We start from the raw sequence: 24,751 nt of genomic DNA on the forward strand, positions 1-24,751 counted from the left end.
GGCGCGCCGATGAGACGCCCCCGCTGGGCCGGCCGGACCCTGCGCGCGCGCCTGACGATCGGGATGGCCGTCGTGCTGCTCGCGGCGTTCGCCGTGGCCGGCGTGGCGACCACCCTCTCGCTGCGACACTTCCTGCTCGATCGCCTTGATGCCCAACTCGCGTCGGCCGGCGGGCGGTTCTCGGCCAGCCTGGAACACGGCCAGGTCGCGCCGGGCGGCGACGACGGCGACGCCGACAACGCCGTCGGCGGTCAGTCCGTGGGCACGCTCGGCGTGCGCATCCTCGGGCACCGCATCAGCGACGCCGCGGTGATCGGCGACGACGGTCGTAACAGCACGCCGTCGTTCTCGACGCGAGACCGGTCCGAGCTGCAGGCGCTCTCGGCTCGCGCCGGGCCGTCCACGATCCACCTGCACGCCCTCGGGGACTACCGGGTGCGCGCGGTAGCCGGCCGGGACGGCGACATCCAGATCACCGGCCTGCCCATGCGCGGCGTCGACGACGTCCTGGGCCGGCTCATCGTCATCGAGAGCGTGCTGTTCGCGGTGGTCGTGATCGTGAGCGGGGCGGTGACCGGGTTCGTGGTCAGCCGCACCCTGCGTCCGTTGCGGCGGGTGGCCGACACCGCCCTGCACGTCTCGGAGCTGCCGTTGACCGAGGCCGCCACCCAACTGCCCGACGGCATCGCCCCGGCCGAACCTCGAACCGAGGTCGACCAGGTCAGCGTGGCCTTCGACCACATGCTCGACCACCTGCGCCGAGCCCTGGCGGCTCGCGACCACACCGAGAACCAGCTGCGCCGCTTCGTGGCCGACGCGAGCCACGAACTGCGCACCCCGCTGGCGACGATCAAGGCCTATTCGGAGTACGCAGCCCGTTCCGGGGACACCATACCCGCCAGTACGGCGACGGCGCTGGTGCGTATCGACGCAGCCGCGAGCCGGATGGCGACGTTGGTCGACGACCTGCTCCTGCTTGCGCGGCTGGACTCCGGGCGCCCGCTCGCCCAGGAGACCGTCGACCTCAGCCAGCTGGTGCTCGACGCGGTCGACGACGCCCGGACGGCGGCCGCCGACCGGCACTGGCACCTGAACCTGCCCGCGGAGCCGATCGAGATCGTCGGGGACGAGCAGCGGTTGCACCAGGTCATCGCCAACCTGCTCAGCAACGCCCGCGTCCACACCCCGGCCGGGACGACGGTCACCACCACGATCTCCGTCGCGGCCGACCACGTGACCCTGGAGGTGTGCGACGACGGGCCCGGGGTGCCCGAGGATCTGCAACCGGACCTGTTCGACCGCTTCACCCGCGCGGACGCAGCCCGCGCCGGGCACGGCAGCAGCGGCCTCGGACTGGCCATCGCTCGCAGCATCGTCACGGCCCACCACGGCTCGCTCGAGGTCGCCAGCCGGCCGGGGCGCACCGCCTTCGTCGTGATTTTGCCCCGGGACGACGCAGGAGGCCCGGAACCTCTCGACTTGCTCTGAATCGCCGGCCCGGCTGCGTCGCCGGGCCGGGCGCCGGGAACGGGTGGATGAGCACCCCCGAAGCCAGGAGTAGACCGTGACCCAGAATTCCACGTCCGCCCGCACCTCCGGTCCGTCGTCCGCACCGGCGCGGGGCAACCCGGTCTACGCGATCCTGATCGGGCTCGCCACGCTCGGGGTCCTGCTCCAGGGGCTCTGGGCCGGCATCTTCCTCGAGGGCGAGCACCGCCCCGACAAGTGGGTGAACGTCCACGCCCGCGGGGCCGAGGTGACCATCGTCCTCACCGTTCTGGCCTTCGTGGCTGCCCTGGTCTGGCTGCGCCACCGCCGGGACCTGGTGATCGGCACCGCCGTGCTGGCGGTCGCGCTGTTCGTCGAGGCCTACATCGGTGGCCGGATCACCGACGACGGCAACGACACCCTGACCGCGGTGCACGTCCCGCTGGCCATGGCCGTCATGGGCCTAGCAGTCTGGCTGCCACTGCGTGCGCGCAGCGGCCGGTCAGCCCGCGTCGACTAACTTGTCGGTCGTCGCCGTGCGGCGCGGCGGGACGTCGACGACCGCGCCGGCGGCGGTGACCAGGGTGGCGAGCATGTCCGGTTGCCGACCCAGCCAGTCGACCCCCCGCTCGGCGCCCATCGCGACCGCCGCCGTCGCATAGACGTCCGCGGTGACGAGGTCCGCAGCCACAACGGTGACGGACGCGAGTTCGGTCACCGGGCGGTGCGTGTGCGGATCGACGATGTGCGCGGCGCGCTCGGCCAGTCCGGACGTCGCGACGGCGATCGGCCCGTCGCCGGTCACGGTGCGCACGGTGTCGCCGGGACGGTGCGGGTCGGCGATGCCGATGCGCCACGGCCGGTCCGGGGCCGGCCGGCCGACGCACGCGACGTCGCCGCCGCCGTTGACGCAGTGGTCGGTCGAACCCGCGGCGCTCAGCATGTCCGACGCGGTCCGGATGGCCCAGCCCTTCACGTAGCCGGATGGGTCCAGCCGTCCGCCGGCGCGGGCGTCGAAGTAGCCGTCGGTCAGTTCGCGATAGCGCTCGCACTCCGCGAGCACGTGGCGCACCTCGTCGTCGGCATCGGCCACACGGAGCGCGCCGGCGTTGATCCGGCTGATCCGGCTGTCCGGGCGATAGGTCGAGAACAGCGCGTCCATGTCGTGCAGCCAGGCCAGTACCGGGAGCAGCGCACCGCGGGTGAGGCCGGGGGTGGCCACTTGGAACGAGAACACCGTGCCCATGCATTTCTCGACCTGCCGCAGCGGGGGCGGCGTGTCGACCCGCGCCGCAGCACGGGGGAACCGGATGTCGGTGGGCGAGCCGGCCGTCATCAGATGCCTGCCCTGTCCAGCGCCGACTGCAACGACTGGCGGTAGCCGTCGCTGGTGTAGCTGGCCCCCGAGACGGTGTCGATCTTGGCCGACTGCGCGCTCAAGGTTTCCTGCAGCAGCTGGGGCGCCGCGTGGGAGTTGATCTGTTCTGATCGCCCGTCGAACGCGGTGAGCTGGGCGAAGGAGACGTCGGTGATCTTCTTGTCCCGCACCGTGATCTTGACCTGGATGACGCCGTAGCGGGTGGTGATCGACGAGCCCAGGTAGGTGCGGGTCGTCGGCGCCGCGCTGGACGTAGGGGCGGTCGTCGGGGTCTGTGTCGTCGGGGTAGTGGTCGCCGGGGCGGTGCTTTGCTCCCCGAGCGCCGCCGACGGCAGCGGGGCGGCGTTGGCGAGCGGATGCGCCTGGGTCTTGAACGACAGCAGCGCGATCACCCCGGCGATGGTGCCGGTGACGGACAGGATCAGGCGTTTCATCAGGTTGCTCTCGTGAGGGTCAGAAGGTGAAGGACTCGAAGTGGATGGCCGCCCGACCGACGCCGGCCTTGCGCAGATCCCGGGCGAGCTCACCGATCAGCTCGTCGGGCCCGCAGAGGTAGACCTCGTGTTCGGTGAGGTCGGGGACGAGGCGCAGCAACTGCGCCGGCGCCAGGTGTCCGGCGCCCGCGCGGGTTCGCGAGCCGAGCAGGTAGTGCACCCGGGCGCCCCGGACGGCCGCGATGTGCTCGATCTCGTCGCGCAGCACAAGATCGCTGCCCTGCCGCGCCCGATAGAGCAGGGTGATGCCGCCGGGTGCCGCCGGGATGGTCTCGAACAGGGCGCGGATCGGCGTGATGCCGATGCCCACCCCGATCAGCAGCACCTTGCCCGTGCGCCGGCCGACCCGTGAGCGTCGGGCGTGGTCGCCGGTGAACGCCCCGTACGGGCCTTCGGCGAGCACGCGGGTACCGGGTCGCAGCCGGGCCAGCGCGTGGCTGTGGGCACCGGCGATCTTCACAGTGATGCGCAGCTGGTCGCCGCGGGGTGCGGCCGAGAGAGAGTACGGGTTCGCGGCGCCCCACAGCTCGCGGGTCAGGAAGCGCCAGCGGAAGAACTGTCCGGGTTCCGCGTCGAGGCGCGGCAGGTTTCGGCCGCCGACCACGACCGACAGCACGCCGGGACCGTGCGGCACCACGGCCAGAACACGCAGCGTGTGCCGGGACAGGTTGCGCAGTGGTGTGATCACCCGGAACCAGACGAGCAGGGTTCCGACGGCGGTGTAGAAGCCCGCCCACAGCACCTGGACGCGGGTGTCGGTGAAGTCTGCGCCGGTGGCGAACTGGTGGCTGAACGCCAGGCCGACGGCCAGGTAGGTGTAGAGGTGCACGAGATGCCAGGTCTCGTAGCGCATCCGGGTGCGCGCGGCCCGTGCCGAGGTCACCCCGATGAGCAGAAACAGCCCGAGAGCCACAGTGGCCATGAGGACGTCGGGGTAGGTGAGCTCGAGTGTCTTCGTCTGCGAGATCACGTCCGTGTGCGCGGTGACCGCGTAACCCCAGATGATCAGCAGGGTGTGGGCGACGGCCAGGCCGACGGTGTAGCGGCCGCCTGCCGCGTGCCACCGGGCCAGCCGGTCGGCGCCGACGCCCCGCTCGAGAGCGGGCACCCGCGCCATCAGGGAGAGGACGACCAGGATCGCGTAGCCGGCCGCCAGGCCCGTGATGCGGCCGGCGTTGGTGAGCCAGCCACCCAGGCCATAGACGAAGTTCGTGTCCTGCCACCACAGGCCAAGGACGGCCACGCCGCCGACGGCAATGACAGCAAGGGCCATGTTCGGTGTGACGAGCAGCCGCCGCCGGGGTGGTGCCGGCGCGAACCCTGTGGGCGTAGCCCGAGGATGGCGCAGGGTGGTGGACATGGCTGGCGGCTCTCTTCGTTCGTGGTGAGCACCAGCTTCGCCGGGGTTCCTCTCCAGTGGCTCTCAGGAATCTGTGTGCGCGTCATGGACGTCGCGGTCGCCCCGTGGCCGGCGTCCCGCTTCCGACCGTTGTCGACGACGCTGGTGAGCGGCGTCAGGCCAATCGGGCGCTCAGTGTCAGCTCGGTCGGGCTCGCCCTGACCGGCATCGTCGAACTCGTGATCGCTCTGCTGACCGGCTCGGTGGCGCTGCGGGGCGATGCTCTGCACAATTTGTCGGACGTGTCGACCTCGGTGGCCGTGTTCGTGGGCTTCCGCGCCTCCCGCAAGAGCGCGACCGATCGCTACACCTACGGTTACGAGCGGGCCGAGGACTGGCCGGCATCGGCATCCCGGTCGTGATCTGGGCGTCGGCGGTGTTCGCCGGTTACGAGAGCGTCCACAAGCTCGTCCACCAGAGCGGCACGCGCGAGGTGGGCTGGGGTATCGGGGCCGCCGCGATCGGCATCGTCGGCAACCAGATCGTGGCTCGGTACAAGCTGCGCGTCGGCACCCGTATCAAATCAGCAACGTTGGTCGCCGACGCCCGACACTCCTGGCTCGACGCGCTGCCCTCGGGCGGCGCGATGATCGGGCTGATCGCGGTTGCGCTCGCTCCGCCGTGGGCAGACGCCGTGGCCGGGGTCGTCGTGACCGGCTTCATCTGTCACGTGGGTGGGAAGTCACCTCCGACGTGGCGCATCGCCTGCACGACGGTGTCGAGCCCGAGGTCATTCGGACGGCCGAGACCGTCGCCGCCGAAGTACCCGGCGTGCTGCACGCCCACGCCCGGGCTCGCTGGACCGGTCGCACGTTACGTGTCGAGGTCGAAGGCTGGGTCGACGCCTACACGACCGTCGCGGCGTCGGACCGCATCGGTCAGGCCGTGGCCGACCTGCTCGCTGCTTGGCTGCCCGAGATGCGCAGCTTCCAGTGGTCTTCGCGCAGTATTTGAGCGGTGCAGCGTCACGAGGTACCACATCATGGCGGGCCGGCCTCGGCCACGGTGGCCCGCAGGCTCGGCAGTACCGAAGCGATCGCCCTGAACGGCATCGATCTCGACACCGACGCGGAGTATGTAAATCCCGCGGCACCCGTCACTTCCAAAGCGATCTATCCGCCGACGAGGAACCAGGATCCGTCAAGCACCGGCGTTTGCCTCGAGCACGAGGGCCTAGACAGCTGACACCCTCGGTCGACCGCTCGCGGCGTCAGGTCGCCGGGCGGCGCAGGGAGTCCGCGACCGCATCCAGCGCCGGCTGCACGACACGGTAGTAGGACCAGCGGCCCCGCTGATCCCGTGTGATCAGTCCGGCGTCGACGAGTTGCTTGAGGTGGTGGCTCACCGTCGGCTGGGTAAGCCCGACCGGGTCGGTCAGATCGCACACGCACGCCTCGCCGTCGGAGTGCGCCGCGATCAGCGACAGCAGCCGCACCCGGGTCGGATCGCCGAGCGCCTTGAAGATCCGGGCCAACCGTTCGGCGGCCTCGAGGTCCATGACGCCGCCGGTGACGGGGCTGCAGCACGTGGCGAGGTCGTCGATCACGGGCGCGGTCGCGGTGGGCATGCCACCAGTCTGCCACGCTCATTGACATCCGTCGATACGTCGGTCACCCTCGATACATCGAGGAGTGTCGATCAGAAGGAGTGGTCATGGCTGAGTCCGACGTTCGCGATTCCGATGTTCGCGAGCAGGTCCGATCCCGTTACGCCCGGGCCGCCGTGGCGGTCACCGCGGCCGGCGGCCGGACCGCGCTGCAGGTGGTCGACGCCGACCAGTGTTGCGCCCCTGTGTCTGCGACGAGCGAGCCGGCCGGCGGGAGGGTTGGTAATGTGGTGGCGGCGAATGCGTCCTGCTGCGGCGGGAGCGAGGTCGATGCCGCGTTCGGGTCGAGCCTGTATTCCGCCGACGAACAGGGTGAGCTGCCGGCCGAGGCGGTCGCGGCCAGCCTGGGCTGCGGCAACCCGATGGCGGTCGCCGACCTTAAAGCCGGGGAGAAGGTACTCGACCTGGGCTCGGGCGGCGGCATCGACGTGCTGCTCTCGGCCCGCCGGGTCGGGCCCACCGGATACGCCTACGGCGTCGACATGACCGAGGAGATGCTTGATCTGGCCAACGCCAACAAGGCCAAGGCCGGCATCGACAACGTCGAGTTCCTCAAGGGCACCATCGAAGACGTCCCGCTCCCCGACGAGACGGTCGACGTCGTGATCTCCAACTGCGTGATCAACCTGTCCACCGACAAACCGGCCGTGCTAGCTGAGATGTTCCGGGTCCTCACCCCGGGTGGTCGCATCGGGATCTCCGACGTCGTCGCCGAGGACCACCTCACCCCGGCCGACCGCGCCGAGCGGGGCTCCTACGTCGGCTGCATCGCCGGCGCCCTGTCCCGCAGCGAATACCTCGACGGGCTGGCCGCGGTCGGGTTCACCGGCGCCGAGGTCGCCTTCACCCACGAGGCCGCCCCCGGCATGCACGGCGCGATCATCAACGCCACCAAACCCGCCGCGTGTTGCACTCCGGAGCAGATGCCCGGCTGCTGCGAGCCCGAAGCCAAGGCCAGCTGCTGCGGCCAAACCGGACACGCCGCAGGAAGCTGCGGTTGCCAGTGAGCGACGTCGTCACCGACACCGCAACCGCCCACGCGGACGCGCCGGTCCTGAAACGGTTGTCCATACTGGACCGTTTCCTGCCGGTCTGGATCATCGCCGCAATGGCACTGGGCATCGGGTTGGGCCGGGCGATCCCGGCGCTGGCCGGCGACCTGGACAAGGTCCAGATCGGCTCGGTCAGCCTGCCCATCGCGGTCGGTCTGTTGTTGATGATGTATCCGGTGCTGGCCAAGGTCCGCTACACCCAACTGGGGCGGGTCACCGGGGACCGCAGGCTGCTGATCGGGTCGTTGCTGCTGAACTGGATCATCGGCCCGGCGCTGATGTTCACCCTGGCCTGGCTGCTGCTGCCCGACCTGCCCGCCTACCGCACCGGACTGATCATCGTCGGCCTCGCTCGCTGCATCGCGATGGTGCTGATCTGGAACGAACTGGCCTGCGGCGATCGCGACGCGGCCGCGGTGCTGGTCGCGATCAACTCGGTCTTCCAGATCATCGCGTTCGCCGCACTCGGCTGGTTCTACCTGCAGGTCCTGCCCCGCTGGCTCGGGTTGTCGACCACCAGCGCGCACTTCTCGATCACCGCGATCGCGCTGTCCGTGCTGGTGTTCCTCGGCATCCCACTCGTCGCCGGCTACCTCACCCGCACCATCGGCGAACGCACGAGAGGTCAGAACTGGTACGAGTCCCGGTTCCTGCCCACGATCGGACCGGTCGCCCTCTACGGCCTGCTGTTCACCATCGTCGTGCTGTTCGCCCTACAAGGCCACACCATCACCAGCCGGCCCTGGGACGTGGTCCGGATCGCGTTCCCGCTGCTGGCCTACTTTGCCGTCATGTTCTTCGGCGGCTTCGGCCTCGGCCGCCGCCTGAACCTCGGCTATGAGAAGACGACCACCCTGGCGTTCACCGCCGCCGGCAACAACTTCGAACTCGCCATCGCCGTCGCGATCGGCACCTTCGGCGTCACCTCCGGCCAGGCCCTCGCCGGCGTCGTCGGCCCCTTGATCGAAGTTCCCGTGCTCGTCGCGCTCGTCTACGTTGCGCTCTGGATCCGCCGCCGCTACTACCCGACACCGGCCCCGAACGCCGCTGCCGCCGCGACACCGCACGGTCAGGCTGCACCGAAGCCGATCGAAGGAGCGCTATGACCCACAAGCCCATCGTGCTGTTCGTCTGCGTCCACAACGCCGGCCGCTCACAGATGGCGGCCGGCTGGCTCCAGCACCTGGCCGGTGACCAGGTCGAGATCTGGTCCGCCGGTTCCGAACCCGCCGACCAGATCAACCCGATCGCCATCGAGGTGATGCGCGAGGTCGGCATCGACATCAGCGGCGAGACACCGAAGATCCTCACCGCCGACTCCGTCTCCCGCGCGGACGTCGTGATCACCATGGGCTGCGGGGACACCTGCCCCTACTTCCCCGGCAAACGCTACGAAGACTGGGAACTCACCGACCCCGCCGGCCAACCCATCGACGTTGTACGCGCAGTCCGCGACGACATCACAGACCGCATCAGCGCGCTTGTGGTCGGCCTTGTCTGAAGAGATCGCCGAGAAACGCTCACGGCGGTGGTTGGGCGCGACTCAACAGGGTCTGTCGCCCCGGCCCAACTCGGAGGCGCGGGCGACGCAGCCATTCCGGGAGGCGTGCACATCACGATGCATGAACGCGACCCGCCACCTGCTTCCGTTCAGTGCGGTCGTAGATGACGACGAGCGGCGGCAGGCTAACTGCCCGGTTCATCGCACGATCCCTGACCCGCATAGCGCCCTGCAACCACCGCTGTACGCCGCTGTGAAGGTCGTCCAGCAGATGCTCGGCCCCGCCTCGGCGGCTATGACCCTGGATCAGTACGGGCATACCTTTTTGGCGACCGACTCGACGAGGTGGCCGACCGGATGGACGCCGCGCGCCGGAATGCTGTTGCCCCAGTGTTGCTTGAGCCGGTTTCGGTTGATCCTTTCTCAGGTTTCCCAAGCACTGCAGGCCACCTATACGGGGCCTGCGACGTGGTGCCCCCGGCAGGATTCGAACCTGCGCCACCGCCTCCGGAGAGCTATTTTTGCGTTTCTGAAGATCGTTGGAAGGTGTCTGCAGCCCCCGGATTTGCTGGCCCAGATGCGTTTGTTGTCGTTGATCAACATTTGCTGTTTTCAGTTCTGGTGTGTACCCGATGTGTACCCGCGAAGATCAACTCTTTCAAGATCGACGTTCGAATCGGCAGTCGGTGCTTGATCAACTCGACCTTTCGAACGCGCCAACGGCCGCCAGTCAAGCGTCGCTTTGGCGGTCGTTCACGTCGAGCGTGCTCATGCCCAACGCGCGCCACGCGGCGAGCAGTTGGTGGTCGCCGCTCGCCGCCACGACATCGGCGTCGTTGATCGACTCCGCGCCCGCGCAGTGCGTCGCGTCGTAACCACGCAAGCTGTGTACGTCGGCAAGCGTGCCGGCCTGCCGCACCAACATGTCATCGATGTCGACGACCTGGAGCTGCTCCCACTTTTCGTCGAGGAGGGCGACCGCTTGACGTTGCTGAGATCGGGTCAACCGTCGGAGTCGGCGCGCCTGTGCGATCGCGGCAGCCGCTTCGACATAGGCGATCCGGACCGTGACGACATCGTCCGCGTCGTCCCACAGCCGCTCGCAGATTGACGAGGCCGGCTCATCGATCAGTAACGGGACAAGTGCCGAGGTGTCGAAGTAGGCGATCAACGCCGCTGCTCAGCGACAAGATCGCTGACGGTGCCTGCCGCCTTGACGCGGCGTCCAGCGGGCCGCTTCGGTTGCTTCGCCGGTGTAACCCAACCATCCGCGATGAGCCGCTCAAGAGCGCTCGGGGCGCCGATCGGAACGATGCGCGCGACAGGCACGCCGTGATCGGTGACCGTGACCGTGTGCCCGGCTCGCACCTGCGCCAGGTGTCGGCTCAGTCCGTCCCTGAGTTCGCGAACTCCGATGTTCATCGCGCATCCTCTCGTGGCTACATTCAGCATAGCGATTATGGCCATATATTGACTGGACCGTCACCGGTTCCGCGCGATCGCCCGGTTCCACGCCGGGGGTCGTGCGGCGTCTGAAGAAGTGGTCAGTCGGAGCCAACTCGCTCGGCGACGAGGTCGAGCGGGCGGACGTAGCGGCCGTCGCGGTTGTGCAGCATCCGCCGCTGCTCGCGGTTAAGCTCCGCGATGTCGCACCGAGCCAGCCCTCCGGCGTCGGCGATCGCACACTCGGCGAACCACGCCATCTCGTTCATGAAGCCGAGCGTTTGCCGGCTCGCGGTCTTCGCCAGCACGATCGGCGGCGCGAGTTCACCGAGCACGGCAGCGGGCAGGTTCTCGGCGTTCAGCTCTCGCAGCACCACGTTCGTCAGCCACTGGTCGAGCGGAGTCAGGTCCGCCTTGCGCACGTCCGCGACGAACACCGGGAACAGCGTGCCGACGTGCGCCAGCAGCAGGCACTTGCGGCGGTCGAACCAGAGCAGGTTCAGGTACCAGTCGTCGGGGGAGTGCTCCGGCTCGGCAAGCTGCCGAACGCCGAGGAGACTCCGCGCCTTGGCGGTGCAGCGCACGATCATGGCGCTGAATGTAGCCAAGCGCCGGATTCCACGAGACCGCATCAGGCACACGCGCGTTCGGCGCGCCGCGCCGATCTCTGGCAGCACCGTTAACCTCATGATCGTGGGTGCCGAGGACAGCGCAGGCCGGGTAGCGGCCGAAGCGCGCGCCCGCGTTCTCATCGACCGGCAGCTGTCCGAGGCCGGCTGGTCGGTGCAGGACAAGAAGGCCATGAACCTGTTCGCTACGCAGGGCGTCGCCGTCCGCGAGGTCACGCTCAAGCCCGGTCACGGCCGCGCCGACTACCTGCTCTACGTCGATCAACGCGTCGTCGGGGTGATCGAGGCCAAGCCCGAAGGCACCCCGCTGTCCGGCGTCGAGTGGCAGTCGAGCAAGTACGCCGAGGGGCTGCCGGCCGAGGTCAAGCTCGCCGCGCTCACGACGGGCGGGCGGCTGCCGTTCGTCTTCGAGGCCAGCGGCACCGAGACCCACTTCACCAACGGCTACGACCCCGAGCCGCGGGCGCGTCGGATTTTCAACGTGCCCAAGCCGTCCACGCTCGCGAACATCCTCAAGCACAAGGACGAACAACACCCGACGTGGCGCGGCAAGGTCCGCGAGCTGCCGCCGCTTGATGAGCAGCCGCTCCGCCCGGCGCAAATCACGGCGATCGACGGTGTCGAGGCCAGCCTGCGCGAGCAGCGCTACGACCGCAGTCTGATCCAGATGGCCACCGGTGCGGGCAAGACCTACACCGCCGTCACCCTGGCCTACCGCCTGCTCAAGTTCGGCGGGTTCAGCCGCATCCTGTTCCTGGTCGACCGCAACAACCTGGCCAAGCAGACGATGGCCGAGTTCGAGAACTACCAGACCCCGGACGACGGCCGGAAGTTCACCGAGCTGTACAACGTCAACCGGCTCAGCCACGGTCCGATGCCCGAAGCGACCAGCGTCGCGATCTCCACCATCCAGCGGGTCTTCAAGGCACTACGTGACGAGGAACCCGGGGAGAACGACGACCCCGCATTGGACGGCTGGGTGCCCGAACACCCCGTGACCGTCGCCTACCAGCCGAACATCCCGCCGGAGACGTTCGACCTGATCGTGGTCGACGAAGCCCACCGCTCGATCTACGGCCAGTGGCGCGGCGTCCTCGAGTACTTCGACGCCCACGTCATCGGGCTGACCGCCACGCCTGGCAAGCAGACCTTCGGATTCTTCATGCAGAACCTCGTCAGTGAGTACACCTATCCGCAGTCGGTGGCCGAGAACGTGAACGTTGACTTCGAGATCTACCGGATCAAGACCCAGATCAGCGAGCAGGGCTCGACCATCGAGGCCGGCACCGTCGTGCCGAAGGTCGACCGACGCACACGTGCGCAGCGCTACGAGGCGCTGGAGGTGGACCTCGACTACACCGCCCGCCAGCTCGACCGCGCCGTCACCGCCACCGATCAGATTCGCACCGTCCTGGAGACATTCCGCGACCGGCTCTTCACCGAGATCTTCCCCGGCCGCTCAGTCGTGCCCAAGACCTTGATCTTCGCGAAGGACGACGCGCACGCCGAGGAGATCGTCACGCAGGCGCGCGAGGTGTTCGGCAAGGGCAACGACTTCGCCGCCAAGATCACCTACAACGCCCGCGACGCCGACAAGCAACTCGCCGCACTGCGCACCAGCGCCGAACTGCGCATCGCTGTCACCGTCGACATGATTGCCACCGGCACCGACGTCAAGCCGCTGGAGTGCGTGTTCTTCATGCGCGATGTCCGCTCGCCGCAGTACTTCGAGCAGATGAAAGGACGCGGCGCCCGCACGATCACGAGCGCGGACTTCCAGGCCGTCACACCGGACGCTAAGGAGAAGGTGCGCTTCGTGCTGGTGGACGCCGTTGGCGTTACCGAGCACGCGTTCGTCGAGCCGCCACTGAATCGCGAGAAGTCGATCAGCCTGGCGAAGCTGTTGGAGAAGGCCGCGAACCTCACCATCACCGAGGACGAGACCGCGACCCTCGCCTCTCGCCTGGCCGCCCTCGAAGCGCAGATCACACCCGACGAGCGGGCCGAACTGGACGCCGTGGCCGACGGGTCGCTACGCGCCGTCGTCCGGCACCTGGTGGACGCCGTCGACCCCGACGTTCAGGCCAAGGCCCTCGCGGACGCCGTTGATCCAGACGAGGCACGGCAGCGGCTGATCATCGATGCGGTGCGTCCGATCGCGGCCAACCCCGATCTGCGCACGCGCATCCTCGAACTGCGCCGCGCCCACGATCGAGTGGTCGACGAGGTCTCTGCAGACGTGCTGCTGGACGCGCACGGCGTGGTCGACACCGGCAAGGCGAAGTCCGTCGTCGAGTCGTGGCGGGCGTACCTGGACGAGCACCGCTCGGAGATCACCGCAATCCAGCTGCTCGCCGAAGCACGCGAACGGCGCGTGTCGTTCGGCGACATCAAAGAACTCGCCGACCGCATCTCGCGACCGCCGTACAACTGGACGCCCGACATCATCTGGAACGCGTACGGCGCGCTCGAGGTGCGGTCGATCGGTCATGCTCCGCGCCGCACGCTGACCGATCTGGTCTCGCTGATCCGCTACACGCTCGGCGAGGACGACACGCTCGTACCGTATGCCGACCGCGTCGCCGAGAAGTACGCCGCGTGGTTGGCCCAGCAGAAGCAAGCCGGCGTGACGTTCTCCGACGCCGAGCGCTGGTGGCTCGACCGCATGGTGCAGGTGGTCGCGTCGTCCGCCGGTATCAGCGCTGCCGACCTCGATCAACCGCCGTTCATCGAGAACGGCGGCACCGACGGCGCCCTCCGCGACCTCGGCTCCCGCGCTGCCGACCTCATCGACCAACTCAATGCGGAACTCACCGCATGACCTGGCCAACAGTTGCGCTCGGCAACCTCGCAGTTTCCATCCGAAACGGAATCTTCGCTCGTAGGCCGACCGATGAACCCGGGGGCTCTCAAATCCTTCGCATCTCGGCCGTGCGTGACGGCCAGGTCAACCTCGACGATTCGCGATTTGTCGATGGGCTTGATCCTGAACAGATCAGTAAGTTCTCGATCGATCCTGGTGACCTGCTCATGACCAGGTACAACGGCAGTCGAGGCTTGGTTGGAATCTCGGGTCTTGTGCCCGTGCATTCCGGTACGTTCATCCATCCCGACAAGTTGATCAGGATTGTTCTGGATACCAGTCGGATCCTGCCCGCTTTTGCGAACTATCAACTGTCCTCGCCCGCTGTGAGGTCACACCTCGAGCCGCGCATTAGAACGACTGCTGGCCAGTCGGGCATCGCTGGCGCTGACGTCCGGTCGATCCCATTGGCGGTGCCGTCGCTGGATGAGCAGCGGCGGATCGTGGACGTCCTCGAAGACCACCTCTCCCGCCTCGACGCCGCCAACGCCGACCTGGTGGCCGCTCGCCGCCGTTCAGCCGCGATGGTCATGTCGTCGATGGCACATGCGGTTGCTGCGGCGTCGCGATCGTCGCCGATGACTTCCGTGGGGGCTGAGGCGGAATTCGTGGAGTACGGCACGAGCGCGAAGTGTGGCGATGGCGCAGGTGCGTCGTCCCCTGTACCCGTGCTCCGCATGGGGAATCTCAAGAACGGCGAGATCGCCTGGGACAGTCTGAAATACCTCGAGGCGTCCCACCCGGAGTTCCCCAAGCTGATCCTTGCGCCGGGCGACTTACTGTTTAATCGAACGAACAGTGCCGAACTGGTCGGCAAGTCCGCTGTATACGAATTCGGTCCGCGCGCGTCGTTCGCGTCCTACCTGATTCGAGTTCGCTTCCGGGAGTCCGTCGATCCCCGCTGGGCGAACATCGCAATCAACAGTCCGCAGGGGCGCGCATATGTTGGGTCGGTTGCCTCGCAACAGGTCGGCCAAGCGAACGTCAACGGCACAAAGTTGAAGGCTTTTCCGCTTCCGCTTCCCCCTGTCGAGCATCAGCGGCAACTCATTGCTGTACATGACGCTGTGCAGGCATCAGCCCGTCGACTTGCTGCGTCCGCTTCGCTGAGTGTTCATCGATCGATGGCGCTGCGGCGTGCGCTGCTTGCCGCCGCGTTCTCGGGGCGGCTGACGGGCGACCGGGAGGTCGCCGGTGTCTGACAGCGTCAGCCGCGGATTCCGGCGCGCGTTCGCCCAACAGGGCCTCCGGGCAATGGGAGGGCGGCAGACGTGCGAGCGGGGAATGCAGTACGCGATCGTGGGCCGGGTCAGCAAGGTGAGTACCACGTCCGAAGGTGCGACGGCGACAGTGCAGGGGTCGGCCGACTATCAGGTCGAGTTGTGGTGCGATGACGACGAAGCCGGGTACGTCTGCAGCTGCCCGATGGGCGGCGAGGATCGATTCTGCAAGCACGCGGTCGCAGTTGCGCTGGTCGCCACCGACGCGGTCGTCGCGGACGAGGCCCCGAGCGCTGACCCGAGCAAGGAAGTCGACCTCGCGACCTATCTACGCGGCCTCGACCACGACGCGCTGGTCGATTTGCTCGAGGAGCGAGCCGCCGCCGACGACCTCTTCGAGGGGCGACTGCGCATGGCCGCCGCCCGCACCACCGTCGGCACTCCCTCGCTCGCGGCCTTCCGCCACGCCCTGGCGGCGGCCTTCGAGACCGACGGTTTCATCAGCTACCGCGAGGCCTACGACTACACGAGCGGGATCGACTCGGTGCTCGACTCGCTCGGGCAGCTGCTCGAGGACGGGCACGCTGACGCGGTGGTGCAGCTCGCAGAGCACGCCGCAGAACTGGCGGAGGAGGCACTCGCCTACATCGACGACTCCGACGGCGGCATGTCGGGGGTTGCCGAGCACATCCGCGAGTTGCACCTCGCCGCCTGCGTCGCGTCCCGTCCCGACCCGGTCGCGCTGGCCCGCAATCTCTACGACCGCGAGCGGCACGAGGGTGACCTGGAGATCTTCTACGGCGCGGTAGGCACCTACGCCGACGTGCTCGGCGACGAGGGCCTGGCGGAGTATCGGCGACTCGCGCAGCAGGAATGGGATGAGCTGCCCCCGCTCGGCCCGGAGGACGAACGGAGCTGGTCCTCCGGGCGATTCCGCCTGACGCAGATCATGCTGACCCTCGCCGAACTTTCGGGGGACGTCGACGCCGAGGTCGCCGTGCTGGCGCACGACCAGTCCTCGGCCTATCAATTCGTGAAGATCGCAGAGACGTTGCAGAACGCGCAGCGGCACGAGGACGCGCTGGAGTGGGCGTTGAAAGGCCTGTCGCTGCACGGCTTCGGCGACCAACGCCTGGTCGAGCTGGTCGCAGACGAGCACCATCGCGTCGGACGTCCCGAGCAGGCGGTCAACGTGCTGTGGTCGGCCTACGAAGGCTCACCTGGCGTCGACACCTATCAACGGCTGGCCGAGCACGCCCGGCGAGCCGGACTCTGGCAGGACCGGCACGACCAAGCTCTCGCGCTACTACGTGAGCGCATCGCGTCGAAGTCACGCGACCGGTACGGGCCCGACAACTCCACCCTCGTCGCGGTGCTCCTGCTCGACGGCAACCCGGGGCAGGCCTGGATCGAGGCTCAGGCCCGCGGGTGCCGCCGCGACCAATGGCTCGAACTCGCCCGCCTGCGCGAGGCCGAGCACCCCGAGGACGCCCTCCCGATCTGGCGGGAGGAGGTCGACCGCGAGATCGGCGCGATGAACAACCAGTCCTACGCCAGCGCCGTCGCGACGATCGAGCGGGTGGGCCGGCTGATGTCCGCGGCCGGGCGCGGTGAGCAGTTCGCGCCGTACGTCGCGGGTGTACGCGACGCGCACCGGCGCAAACGCAACCTGATGAAGCTCTTCGCCGAGCGCGGCTGGTGACACAAGACTGTCGGCGGCTGCCAGTACGAATAAGGGTGCAGCACAATGGTCCTGGCGCGAGACGTCAGTGGGCCACTGGAGGAGGTGAGCGCGGATGAGCGCAGAATTCGAGTTTCATCTCAAAGGTACGAACGCGCCGGAGGGACAGCTGGACGCTGACCATCTCCTGGCGATCGTCTTGAGCCTCAAGGAGGTCGCGACCAAGATCAGTCGCACCGAAACCGACGCCGAGGCGGTCGGCCGCCCTCCTGCGCGAGTTCAGCGGGTGGCGAAGCTCCTGATCGGGCTCGTTCCCGGCAGCACGACGGTGCTCGCCCGCCGTGCCGGCGCTGGCGACGGCGCCCTGGATTTCGACCTGCCTGATGAGCAGGCGTTCGACGAGAGGTTCGAGGCGCTGGTTGAGTCGATCGCGGACGACCAGCGCCCGAACTGGGTCAGCGACTCACTATCGCTCGCTGCGAAGGGCTTGGCGGAATCGCTTCAGGAAGCTGCTGCAGAGGTCGAGTTCAGGGTCGGCGGTAGGCCGCGCCGCTCGTTCAAGACTGTCGACATTCACCGCGAGATATGGCAGGTCGCGACGAAGCAGGACACAGAGGCGATCACGTTCGTCGGTTGGCTCTATTCGGCCAACCTCAACTCCCACCGCCTTCATGTCCGGGATGACGTCGGCCACCGCGTCGCACTGCCGGAGGTGCTCGACGACGCCGCGGCCGGAAGGCTGCTTGGGAACTACGTAACCGTCGTGGGCTCGCCGGCGCACAACTCCGAGGGTCGCCTGACGGAGATCCTCGGGGCCACGATCGAAGCCGCGCCCAACCCGCTGGACGGCGGAACGATCTCGGACTCGGTGAGCATCGAGGACATCCTCGCGAGCGCGCCCGGCCCCGACCCCGCGGCCAGCCTGCACCTCACCGACGAGGAAGCCGAAGCGTTCTTCGACGCAATGGGTCTGTAGATGCCGGCCGACTACATCGTCGTCGTCGACACCGACATTTTTAGCGCGCTCTACATCACCCCGGAGTTGGCTGAGCGGCGCGGACGTCCCGTCGCGGTGTGGCGGGCGGCTTTGGTCGGCGCACGGGTAGTGATCTCGTTCCAGACCAAGGCAGAGGTCCTAGCCGGGATCCGCGGCAGCTCGTGGGGCGAGAGCAGGACTACGTCGGCAATGCTTGAGCTCGACCGGTTCCCGACCATCCCTGCCGATCGCTCGGTCGTTGATGCGTTCGCCACCCTCTCGGCAGCGTGCCGGAGGGCCGGCCACGCGTTGCATGACAAGATCCACACTGCGGATCGGTGGGTAGCTGCATCTGCTGTTGCGAAGCAATTGCCGCTGATTGCGAGGGATGGGATCTACGTGGGTGCCCCGGGGCTGACCCTCTGGGAAGGTGCGACGAATGTCTGACTCGCGTCGCCTCGTCGCCAAGCTCGTCGCCGGGAGCAACGTGCTGCGTGACGCGGGCGTCAACATGTACGAGTACACCGAGCAGTTGACCTACCTGCTGTTCCTCAAGATGGCCGACGAGCGCGCGACCCGTCGGCTGAACCCGGAGCGGGTGGTGCCCGACGAGCTCTCCTGGCACCAGCTGCTCGGGCTGTCGGGTGAGTCGCTCGAGGACGCCTACAACCACATCCTGCGCGGCCTCGCGAGCCAGCCCGGTGTGCTCGGCGCGGTGTACCGCGGCGCGCAGAACAAGATCTCGAACCCGTCGCACCTCAAAACGCTGATCGTCGACTACATCGACAAGGAGAACTGGTCGGCGGCCGGCGCCGACGTCAACGGCGACGCCTACGAGGAACTGCTCGAGCGCAGCGCCGGGGACACGAAGTCGACCGCGGGCCAGTACTTCACGCCACGCGCACTGATCCAGACGATGGTCGAGGTCGTTCAGCCGACGATCGACGACCGAGTCGTCGACCCGGCATGCGGCACGGGTGGCTTCCTGCTCGCCGCGCATGCGCACGTCTCACGCGACGCGGCCGGCTTCACGCCACCGCAGCGCGAACATCTGCGGACGCGGTACGTCTCCGGTGTCGACATCGGTGCGACGACGTCCCGGCTGGCGTCGATGAATCTGCTGCTCCACGGGCTCGGGTCGATCACCGGTGATGCGCTCATTACCCAGAAGGACGCTCTGATCGCCGACCCGGGTGACCGGTACAGCGTCGTGCTCGCCAACCCGCCATTCGGTCGCAGCTCGAGCACCGACATCGGCGGCGGGGACGACGACGGCGCCGAGATCTTCCGCCAGGACTTCGTCGTCACCACGTCCAACAAGCAGCTGAACTTCCTGCAGCACATCATGACGATCCTCGACATCAACGGCCGCGCGGCCGTCGTGCTGCCCGACAATGTGCTATTCGAGGGCGGGGCCGGCGAGACGCTGCGCCGCAAGTTGCTGACCGCGTTCGACTTCCACACCCTGCTGCGGTTGCCGACCGGCATCTTCTACAAGCCTGGCGTCAAGGCCAACGTGCTGTTCTTCGACAAGAAGCCCGCAGCCGAGCAGCCGTGGACGCAACGGCTGTGGGTCTACGACCTGCGGACGAACCGGCACTTCACGCTCAAGAAGAATCCGCTGCGCCGCGACGACTTGGACGATTTCGTCTCGTCCTACCTGCCCGGCAAGGCGAGAGACGAGCGGACCGAGTCCGAGAGGTGGCGGTCGTTCACCCACGACGAGCTGATCGCCCGCGACAAGGTCAACCTCGACATCACCTGGCTGCGAGACGAGTCCCTCGAAGACGCCGACAACCTGCCGGCTCCGGAGGTCATCGCCCGGGAGATCGTCGAGGACCTGACCGCCGCACTCGCCGAGTTCGAGGCCGTCGCCGCCGCGCTGGAAGCGCGGGCAGCCAGACCCGACCTGCCCGACGAGCAAGCATCCACCGGTCTCTAGCTCCGCCGACGGCGCCGCCACCGCCAAATAGCGGGCGGATCGTCGTTACGGCACCTAAACCGCACGGCTATCGGCGACGCCGTATAGTGTGCGATAGGAGGTTCGCGATGACGTTGATCGAGGTGCTGGCACCGTTCGGTGTCGGTGAGGACGAGTTCGTCGATGCGCTGTCGCGCGACCTGCAGGCGGCGCCGGACTCGTCCGCGAGTCGGCTCACCGAGGCCGAGCAGTCGCTGCTGCAGGAACACGGCGGAATCACGTCGCCGGTCGGCGATGACGTGTCGGTGCGCAGGGCGACTCTGCAATCGTCGTCGTCGAATCTCGCTGAGCAGACCCGCGAGTCGCTGTCGGTGGAGCAGGCTGCCAAGCTGCTCATGGTCGATGGTTCCCGTGTACGGCACCGCGTGCGCGACCGGGCGCTCTACGCGTTCAAGATCGGCGGCGGCCTTCGGCTACCAACCTGGCAGTTCCATCGTCACGACTCGATCCCCGGCCTCCGAGCTGTACTCGCCGCGCTCCCGGCCGACCTGCACCCGCTCGAGCTTGCAGGGTTCATGTTCACCGCGAGCGCAGGCCTGACCGTGGATGACGAGCCGACAAGCCCACGCGAGTGGTTGCTCGGTGGCGGCGACGTCCGTGTTGTCGTCGGGTTGCTCGAGCACCTCGACGAGTGGTGAAACTGCCGCTCCCTCCCGACCCGGGGGAGTTGCAGTTCCAGCCCGAGGATCTGCGTGTCATCTCGGTCGAGACCGTCCTTTGGCGAGTCCATCGGACCAGCGGCGGCCACGTCGTCCCCTGGAACGAGCTGCGGTACTGGGGACCCGCTCCGACGATGCGATTCGATCCACACGAAGTGCCAGCGCGGGCGCAGGACCGCGGAGTCAGCTATGCCGCGCTGAGCGTTCCGACCACGCTCGCCGAGGTGTTCCAGCAGACGCGCGTCATCAACACTCGCCGCGGCTCGCCGTACGTGACGGCCTGGTCGCCGGCTCGCGAACTCACCCTGCTGGACCTCACCGGTAGCTGGCCGATCCAGGCCGGCGCCTCGTACGCCATCAACACCGGTCGGCGCGATCACTGCCGCGCCTGGGCCCGGGCCGTACATACGGCTCGTCCCGACCTCGACGGGCTCTGGCATCACTCGTCGTTGACCGGCAGCGACGCCGTCACCCTGTTCACGCACGCGGCCAACAGCTTCCCCAACCGTCCTCGCCTCAGCCTGCCGCTCGACCACCCCGGCCTGCGCGGCCACCTGCTCGCCGCAGCCAGCCAGCTTGCTTATCGCGTCGTCTGATCACCGCCCGTCGCTTTTCAGCAATAGCCAGCTATTCCCTAGCCTTTACCATATAACGGCACGCATGCTACCAATATCGGTAGGAAGGTCACCCCGGACGGGTGACCTTCGCGCATTTCTACGCCAATTGTTGGCTGTTATTGGCGGGTGGTGTGACGAAAACGCGGTCCGCTTCGTCGAAGTGACGGTGAACGGACCGAAGTCATGGTCATTAGCTGCCGAATTACACCCCGATATTTCAGTCGCGTAGGACGCGGCGCAGGACACCGCCGCGCAGCAAATCATCGGCTGGTTGGCGCAGCATTCGACTACCCGCGTTGGCCCGCGTGGGGGTCAGATCCAGGTCCCGGTGACCGAAATCGACGCGGTGAGAGTGCGCCACCACACCTCGCGCGCGGGCGATCCGCAGCCATTTGCACCTGCAGATCAACGCCAGAGTGCTCACCAAAGGACAATGGCGGGGGCTGCACACGGTCGGCGTCCGGGACTCGATCGACGCAATCAACGGCATCGGGCACGCCGCGATGATGACCGATCCAGCGTTCCGGCAGGCGCTCGCCGAGCACGGATTCACCCTCGACCCGAGCAGCGGAGAGGTCGTCGATTTCGTCGAGTTCGTTGGTCCGTTCAGCGCTCGAGCGGCTCAGATCGCGCGTCACCTCGACACGTACGAGGCGCAGTGGCGCGCCGCGAATCCGTACGCCAAGCCGGGCCCGGGACTGCGCCGCGCGTGGGATCGGCGGGCCTGGGCCGACGCCCCACCGGACAAGGTCGCTGCCCTGCGCGCCGAACCGACCCTGCGCGCTCACCCGGACCACGTCGTCGACACGGCCCGCGAGCTGTGGGCCCTGAACCGCGAACAGCGCGCGTCGTGGCTGGCCGTCCGCGCCGCCGCCGAGCACGAGGCGGATCGCGCAGCCGCGTCACGTAGTCCTGGGTGGGACACCGTATTAGAAATTTCCAGTGATGATGGTGGCGGTGTTGGCGGGCGTGGTCTGACCCGTAAGTTTCCTGGCCGCAGTGTGGTGCCTTTCGCGGGACCTGTCGGCCTCGCCAGCCAGCATCGTCGCCCGATTCCACGCTGAGTTCGTCGTCGCGGTGTGACCTCATAGGAGCGTGCTCCGACCGCGGCCCATCACTGGCCTGTCCACGACGACGGTGAACTCACCGATAGAGACAGGACCACCAAATGGCCCGCACGAAGCGACAGATCATCGGCGGCGTGGACACCCACGCCAGCACCCACCACGCGGCTGTGCTCGACCTGCACGGCCGGCTGCTCGACGACGCGCAGTTCGCCGCCACGCCAGCCGGGTATGCCCAGATGCTGAGCTGGATGCGCAAGCGCGGCCAGGTGCAGTCCGTCGGCATCGAGGGTACTGGCGCCTACGGCGCCGGGCTGGCCCGCCATCTGCACGAGCACGGCGTCGACGTGCTCGAGGTGCCGCGCCCGGACCGGCGCCTTCGTCGTCAGCGGGGCAAGAGCGACCCAATCGATGCCGAAGCCGCCGCCCGCACCGTGCTGGCCGGCAACGCCAGCGGCGCACCCAAGCTCGCGACCGGTCCGATCGAGGCGATCCGCATGCTTCGGGTCGCCAGAACCGGTGCAGTGAAGGCGAAAACGGCCGCGGCGAACACCCTGCAGGCCGTCCTGGTGACCGCACCAGAGCCGCTGCGCGGGCAGCTGCGGGCCCTGTCCACGGCCGAACTCATCAACGCCTGCCTGCGCCTGCGGCCCGACACGACGAGCCTGCACGACCCCGTCCAGGCCGCCAAGATGTCGCTGCGCTCGATCGCCACCCGGGCTCGCGCTCTTGACACCAAAGCCCGCACACTGAAGAAGCAGCTCGACGCCCTCACCGCCGCCGCCGCACCGGCCACGAGCGCGATCTTCGGGCTCGGGCCCGACACCGTCTCCGCGCTGCTGATCGCCATCGGCGACAACCCTGACCGGCTGCGCTCCGAGGCCGCCTTCGCGCACCTCTGCGGCGTCGCACCCATCCCCGCCTCGTCCGGCAAGACCAACCGCCACCGGCTGCACCGCGGCGGCGACCGATCCGGCAACCGCGCCCTGCACATCGCCGTCGTCGTCCGGCTGCGCTACGACCCACGCAGCCGCGCCTACGCCACCCGCCGCACCACCCAAGGCAAGACGATGCCCGACATCATCCGCTGCCAGAAGCGCTACCTTGCCCGCGAAGTCTTCACAGCCCTGCGAGCCGACTACGCCGCCATCACCACTTGACATCTGTAGGAGCGTCAGTGACGAAGGCAAGACGATCTCCGAGCTCGCCCGGGAGGCGCTCGAAGCCCGGCTGCAGGCGTCGTAGTCACGAGGAGGTGACAAATCATGGCGAGTGTCGAGCGGCGAACCCGCAACGGACGGTCGCGGTGGTACGTGCGCTACCGCGACCCCGGCGGTGAGCAGCGCACCAAGACCTTCGACCGTCGCGTCGATGCCGAGCGCTACCTGACCACTATCGAGTCGTCCAAGCTGTCCGGCTCCTACATCGACCCGGCGCGATCGCGGGTCACCGTAGGGGAGTGAGCCGACCGGTGGCTGGCCGGGCAAGCGCACCTCAAGCCGCCGACCCGTGAGCGGTACGCCGGCATCGTGCGCAAGCACATCCACCCGCGCTGGGCCACGACGACGCTCGCCGATGTCACGCACGCCGATGTGCAGACGTGGGTCACCAAACTCAGCCGCAACGCCGAACCCGCGACCGTCCGCAAGATCCACCGGGTGCTTTCTCTCATCGTGGCGCTCGCGGTCCGTCACGGGCGACTGCTGCGCAATCCGCCCAAACGGACATCAAGTTGCCACGCCCGCAGTCGCGCGAGTAGAGGTACCTCACCCATGAGCAGGTACACGAGCTCGCCCGCGCTGCCGCCGGGCCGGCCAGCCCGAGCAAGCACCGACGTCTCGACGAGCGGCAGAACGATCAGTACCGGCTCATCGTGCTGTTCCTCGCGTACACCGGCGTCCGCTTCGGCGGGATGGCGGCCCTGCGCGTACGCCGCATCGACTTTCTGCGCCGCCGCGCCATGATCGCCGAGTCAGTGACGCTGGTGGGCGCCACCCAAGTGTGGGGGACGCCCAAGGGTCGCGAAAAGCGTGAGGTGCCGATCCCACGCTTCCTCGTCGACCAGCTCGCCGAGCACGTGCGCGGCAACGCACCTAACGACCTCGTCTTCGCCGGTGTCCGCGGCGGAGGAGCGCTGCGCGGACCGATCTTCCGTCACGCCGCGTTCGACCGCGCGGCCGAGGAAATCGGGATTCCCGGCCTGCACCCGCACGAGCTACGTCACACCGCCGCCAGCCTGGCCATTGCCGCCGGCGCCGACATCAAGGTTCTGCAGAAAATGCTCGGTCACAAGTCCGCGACGATGACGCTCGACCAGTACGGCCACCTCTTCGACGACCGCCTCGATGACGTCGCCGACCGTCTCGGCGCCGCCGCGGATGCCTACACCGTTTCGAACGGCCAGCCCCGCGACAACGTCAGATCGCTGTCGACTTGACGCGCAAGAACCGTCTGATTGAGACTCAACGGTGGACATACGGCGTGAGTCGTAGCGTCCGAGAGGTGCGACGGGCTGGCTCGCGAACCGTCTGCCGGCCCTGCCGGGTCTGGCTTTAGATCGAGGTGCCGGCTCGTCGTGTCTCGCCGTGGCGTGGGGAGAGTCCCGCCGAGTGGTGTAAGTCGGGTTCCTGATCGTGGTGACCGGTGTGTCGGTCCCGAACGGTGAGGAGCCATCGCGTGAAGCTCTGTGAGAACCCGCCA

The 24,751-nt window shown here is 68.0% G+C and carries 23 protein-coding genes and 4 pseudogenes; 20 read left to right on the plus strand and 7 right to left on the minus strand.

Annotation, left to right across the window (positions count from 1 at the left end):
* The first annotated feature begins 9 nt into the window (after positions 1-9).
* Positions 10-1,488, plus strand: coding sequence for an ATP-binding protein (locus ACFFC4_RS14615; RefSeq protein WP_375502115.1), 1,479 nt, complete (start codon positions 10-12; stop codon positions 1,486-1,488).
* A 76-nt stretch (positions 1,489-1,564) separates the two neighbouring features.
* Positions 1,565-2,008, plus strand: a complete 444-nt coding sequence (locus tag ACFFC4_RS14620; protein ID WP_375502117.1) for a hypothetical protein — start codon at positions 1,565-1,567, stop codon at positions 2,006-2,008.
* On the opposite strand, the gene ACFFC4_RS14625 is transcribed toward ACFFC4_RS14620, so the two are convergent.
* The 3 genes from ACFFC4_RS14625 to ACFFC4_RS14635 are packed head-to-tail and all read right to left on the minus strand — an operon-like array spanning position 1,991 to position 4,720.
* Positions 1,991-2,824 (minus strand): FAD:protein FMN transferase, encoded by an 834-nt coding sequence (locus ACFFC4_RS14625; RefSeq protein ID WP_375502119.1) that lies wholly within the window; start codon positions 2,822-2,824, stop codon positions 1,991-1,993. The two genes, ACFFC4_RS14620 and ACFFC4_RS14625, sit on opposite strands and share 18 nt — an antisense overlap.
* On the minus strand, positions 2,824-3,300 hold the full coding sequence (locus ACFFC4_RS14630) for an FMN-binding protein (RefSeq protein WP_375502121.1): 477 nt from the start codon (positions 3,298-3,300) through the stop codon (positions 2,824-2,826). Before ACFFC4_RS14630 ends, ACFFC4_RS14625 begins: the two co-directional genes overlap by 1 nt.
* Positions 3,301-3,319: 19 nt before the next feature.
* Positions 3,320-4,720, minus strand: a complete 1,401-nt coding sequence (locus ACFFC4_RS14635; protein WP_375502123.1) for a ferric reductase-like transmembrane domain-containing protein — start codon at positions 4,718-4,720, stop codon at positions 3,320-3,322.
* 71 nt (positions 4,721-4,791) lie between these two features.
* Between ACFFC4_RS14635 and ACFFC4_RS14640 the strand changes: the two are divergent.
* Together ACFFC4_RS14640 and ACFFC4_RS14645 are read left to right on the plus strand one after the other, a co-directional pair.
* Positions 4,792-5,713 (plus strand): annotated as a pseudogene (locus ACFFC4_RS14640) (cation diffusion facilitator family transporter).
* Positions 5,714-5,716: 3 nt separating this feature from the next.
* Positions 5,717-5,944 (plus strand): hypothetical protein, encoded by a 228-nt coding sequence (locus tag ACFFC4_RS14645; protein ID WP_375502125.1) that lies wholly within the window; start codon positions 5,717-5,719, stop codon positions 5,942-5,944.
* Between the two features lie 25 nt (positions 5,945-5,969).
* Here ACFFC4_RS14645 and ACFFC4_RS14650 read toward each other — a convergent pair whose 3' ends face one another.
* Entirely contained in the window at positions 5,970-6,326 is a 357-nt protein-coding gene (locus ACFFC4_RS14650) for an ArsR/SmtB family transcription factor (protein ID WP_375502127.1), read from the minus strand.
* An 86-nt stretch (positions 6,327-6,412) separates the two neighbouring features.
* Here ACFFC4_RS14650 and arsM point away from each other — a divergent pair, with 86 nt between their 5' ends.
* The 3 genes from arsM to ACFFC4_RS14665 are packed head-to-tail and all read left to right on the plus strand — an operon-like array spanning position 6,413 to position 8,918.
* The gene (arsM, locus tag ACFFC4_RS14655) at positions 6,413-7,372 is read left to right on the plus strand and encodes an arsenite methyltransferase (protein ID WP_375502129.1); all 960 of its coding nucleotides are present in this window, start codon (positions 6,413-6,415) and stop codon (positions 7,370-7,372) included.
* Positions 7,369-8,523 carry an ACR3 family arsenite efflux transporter gene (arsB, locus tag ACFFC4_RS14660; RefSeq protein ID WP_375502131.1) on the plus strand — a complete coding sequence of 385 codons (1,155 nt, stop codon included), beginning with the start codon at positions 7,369-7,371 and terminating at the stop codon, positions 8,521-8,523. Before arsM ends, arsB begins: the two co-directional genes overlap by 4 nt.
* Positions 8,520-8,918 (plus strand): arsenate reductase ArsC, encoded by a 399-nt coding sequence (locus tag ACFFC4_RS14665; protein WP_375502133.1) that lies wholly within the window; start codon positions 8,520-8,522, stop codon positions 8,916-8,918. Before arsB ends, ACFFC4_RS14665 begins: the two co-directional genes overlap by 4 nt.
* Positions 8,919-9,648: 730 nt before the next feature.
* On the opposite strand, the gene ACFFC4_RS14670 is transcribed toward ACFFC4_RS14665, so the two are convergent.
* The 3 genes from ACFFC4_RS14670 to ACFFC4_RS14680 all read right to left on the minus strand — a co-directional run bounded on the left by ACFFC4_RS14670 (position 9,649) and on the right by ACFFC4_RS14680 (position 10,969).
* Entirely contained in the window at positions 9,649-10,089 is a 441-nt protein-coding gene (locus ACFFC4_RS14670) for a type II toxin-antitoxin system VapC family toxin (RefSeq protein WP_375502135.1), read from the minus strand.
* Positions 10,086-10,340, minus strand: a complete 255-nt coding sequence (locus tag ACFFC4_RS14675) for a type II toxin-antitoxin system Phd/YefM family antitoxin (protein WP_375502137.1) — start codon at positions 10,338-10,340, stop codon at positions 10,086-10,088. Before ACFFC4_RS14675 ends, ACFFC4_RS14670 begins: the two co-directional genes overlap by 4 nt.
* Before the next feature lie 122 nt (positions 10,341-10,462).
* Positions 10,463-10,969 carry a DUF6933 domain-containing protein gene (locus ACFFC4_RS14680; protein ID WP_375502139.1) on the minus strand — a complete coding sequence of 169 codons (507 nt, stop codon included), beginning with the start codon at positions 10,967-10,969 and terminating at the stop codon, positions 10,463-10,465.
* A 79-nt stretch (positions 10,970-11,048) separates the two neighbouring features.
* Between ACFFC4_RS14680 and ACFFC4_RS14685 the strand changes: the two genes are divergently transcribed.
* The 13 genes and pseudogenes from ACFFC4_RS14685 to ACFFC4_RS14745 all read left to right on the plus strand — a co-directional run.
* A complete protein-coding gene (locus tag ACFFC4_RS14685) occupies positions 11,049-13,811 on the plus strand; it encodes a DEAD/DEAH box helicase family protein (protein WP_375502141.1) in 2,763 nt (920 codons plus the stop codon).
* A gap of 110 nt (positions 13,812-13,921) precedes the next feature.
* Positions 13,922-15,055: a restriction endonuclease subunit S gene (locus tag ACFFC4_RS14690; RefSeq protein ID WP_375502143.1), complete on the plus strand. Its 1,134-nt coding sequence runs from the start codon at positions 13,922-13,924 to the stop codon at positions 15,053-15,055.
* 82 nt (positions 15,056-15,137) lie between these two features.
* Positions 15,138-16,775 carry an SWIM zinc finger domain-containing protein gene (locus ACFFC4_RS14695; protein ID WP_375502145.1) on the plus strand — a complete coding sequence of 546 codons (1,638 nt, stop codon included), beginning with the start codon at positions 15,138-15,140 and terminating at the stop codon, positions 16,773-16,775.
* 94 nt (positions 16,776-16,869) lie between these two features.
* Positions 16,870-17,730 carry a hypothetical protein gene (locus ACFFC4_RS14700; protein ID WP_375502147.1) on the plus strand — a complete coding sequence of 287 codons (861 nt, stop codon included), beginning with the start codon at positions 16,870-16,872 and terminating at the stop codon, positions 17,728-17,730.
* Positions 17,731-18,177: a PIN domain-containing protein gene (locus ACFFC4_RS14705; protein WP_375502149.1), complete on the plus strand. Its 447-nt coding sequence runs from the start codon at positions 17,731-17,733 to the stop codon at positions 18,175-18,177.
* Positions 18,170-19,672: an N-6 DNA methylase gene (locus ACFFC4_RS14710; RefSeq protein ID WP_375502151.1), complete on the plus strand. Its 1,503-nt coding sequence runs from the start codon at positions 18,170-18,172 to the stop codon at positions 19,670-19,672. The genes ACFFC4_RS14705 and ACFFC4_RS14710 overlap by 8 nt, the downstream gene beginning before the upstream one ends.
* Before the next feature lie 107 nt (positions 19,673-19,779).
* Positions 19,780-20,349: a DNA-binding protein gene (locus tag ACFFC4_RS14715; protein WP_375502153.1), complete on the plus strand. Its 570-nt coding sequence runs from the start codon at positions 19,780-19,782 to the stop codon at positions 20,347-20,349.
* On the plus strand, positions 20,346-20,966 hold the full coding sequence (locus ACFFC4_RS14720; protein ID WP_375502155.1) for an RES family NAD+ phosphorylase: 621 nt from the start codon (positions 20,346-20,348) through the stop codon (positions 20,964-20,966). Before ACFFC4_RS14715 ends, ACFFC4_RS14720 begins: the two co-directional genes overlap by 4 nt.
* An 82-nt stretch (positions 20,967-21,048) precedes the next feature.
* Positions 21,049-21,895 (plus strand): annotated as a pseudogene (locus ACFFC4_RS14725) (relaxase domain-containing protein); the annotation flags it as partial.
* Positions 21,896-22,155: 260 nt separating this feature from the next.
* On the plus strand, positions 22,156-23,211 hold the full coding sequence (locus tag ACFFC4_RS14730) for an IS110 family transposase (RefSeq protein WP_375502157.1): 1,056 nt from the start codon (positions 22,156-22,158) through the stop codon (positions 23,209-23,211).
* A gap of 105 nt (positions 23,212-23,316) precedes the next feature.
* Positions 23,317-23,514, plus strand: a complete 198-nt coding sequence (locus ACFFC4_RS14735; RefSeq protein ID WP_375502159.1) for a hypothetical protein — start codon at positions 23,317-23,319, stop codon at positions 23,512-23,514.
* Positions 23,515-23,526: 12 nt separating this feature from the next.
* Positions 23,527-23,718: pseudogene (locus tag ACFFC4_RS14740) on the plus strand (site-specific integrase); the annotation flags it as partial.
* Positions 23,719-23,873: 155 nt separating this feature from the next.
* Positions 23,874-24,488, plus strand: a pseudogene (locus ACFFC4_RS14745) (site-specific integrase); the annotation flags it as partial.
* Positions 24,489-24,751 lie beyond the last annotated feature (263 nt).

Origin of the sequence: uncultured Jatrophihabitans sp., from assembly GCF_964244045.1 — a bacterium.
In the GTDB taxonomy this organism is placed as follows: Bacteria; Actinomycetota; Actinomycetes; order Mycobacteriales; family Jatrophihabitantaceae; genus Jatrophihabitans.

What these genes read in the sequence shown, in the direction of transcription:
- ACFFC4_RS14685 (WP_375502141.1), top strand. Translation starts at nt 11,049, where the DNA reads ATGATCGTGGGTGCCGAGGACAGCGCAGGCCGGGTAGCGGCCGAAGCG.
- ACFFC4_RS14705 (WP_375502149.1), top strand. Translation starts at nt 17,731, where the DNA reads ATGCCGGCCGACTACATCGTCGTCGTCGACACCGACATTTTTAGCGCG.
- ACFFC4_RS14695 (WP_375502145.1), top strand. Translation starts at nt 15,138, where the DNA reads ATGCAGTACGCGATCGTGGGCCGGGTCAGCAAGGTGAGTACCACGTCC.
- ACFFC4_RS14730 (WP_375502157.1), top strand. Translation starts at nt 22,156, where the DNA reads ATGGCCCGCACGAAGCGACAGATCATCGGCGGCGTGGACACCCACGCC.
- ACFFC4_RS14615 (WP_375502115.1), top strand. Translation starts at nt 10, where the DNA reads ATGAGACGCCCCCGCTGGGCCGGCCGGACCCTGCGCGCGCGCCTGACG.
- ACFFC4_RS14715 (WP_375502153.1), top strand. Translation starts at nt 19,780, where the DNA reads ATGACGTTGATCGAGGTGCTGGCACCGTTCGGTGTCGGTGAGGACGAG.
- ACFFC4_RS14625 (WP_375502119.1), bottom strand. Translation starts at nt 2,824, where the DNA reads ATGACGGCCGGCTCGCCCACCGACATCCGGTTCCCCCGTGCTGCGGCG.
- ACFFC4_RS14635 (WP_375502123.1), bottom strand. Translation starts at nt 4,720, where the DNA reads ATGTCCACCACCCTGCGCCATCCTCGGGCTACGCCCACAGGGTTCGCG.
- ACFFC4_RS14675 (WP_375502137.1), bottom strand. Translation starts at nt 10,340, where the DNA reads ATGAACATCGGAGTTCGCGAACTCAGGGACGGACTGAGCCGACACCTG.
- ACFFC4_RS14700 (WP_375502147.1), top strand. Translation starts at nt 16,870, where the DNA reads ATGAGCGCAGAATTCGAGTTTCATCTCAAAGGTACGAACGCGCCGGAG.
- ACFFC4_RS14630 (WP_375502121.1), bottom strand. Translation starts at nt 3,300, where the DNA reads ATGAAACGCCTGATCCTGTCCGTCACCGGCACCATCGCCGGGGTGATC.
- ACFFC4_RS14710 (WP_375502151.1), top strand. Translation starts at nt 18,170, where the DNA reads ATGTCTGACTCGCGTCGCCTCGTCGCCAAGCTCGTCGCCGGGAGCAAC.
- ACFFC4_RS14650 (WP_375502127.1), bottom strand. Translation starts at nt 6,326, where the DNA reads ATGCCCACCGCGACCGCGCCCGTGATCGACGACCTCGCCACGTGCTGC.
- ACFFC4_RS14735 (WP_375502159.1), top strand. Translation starts at nt 23,317, where the DNA reads ATGGCGAGTGTCGAGCGGCGAACCCGCAACGGACGGTCGCGGTGGTAC.
- ACFFC4_RS14665 (WP_375502133.1), top strand. Translation starts at nt 8,520, where the DNA reads ATGACCCACAAGCCCATCGTGCTGTTCGTCTGCGTCCACAACGCCGGC.
- arsM (WP_375502129.1), top strand. Translation starts at nt 6,413, where the DNA reads ATGGCTGAGTCCGACGTTCGCGATTCCGATGTTCGCGAGCAGGTCCGA.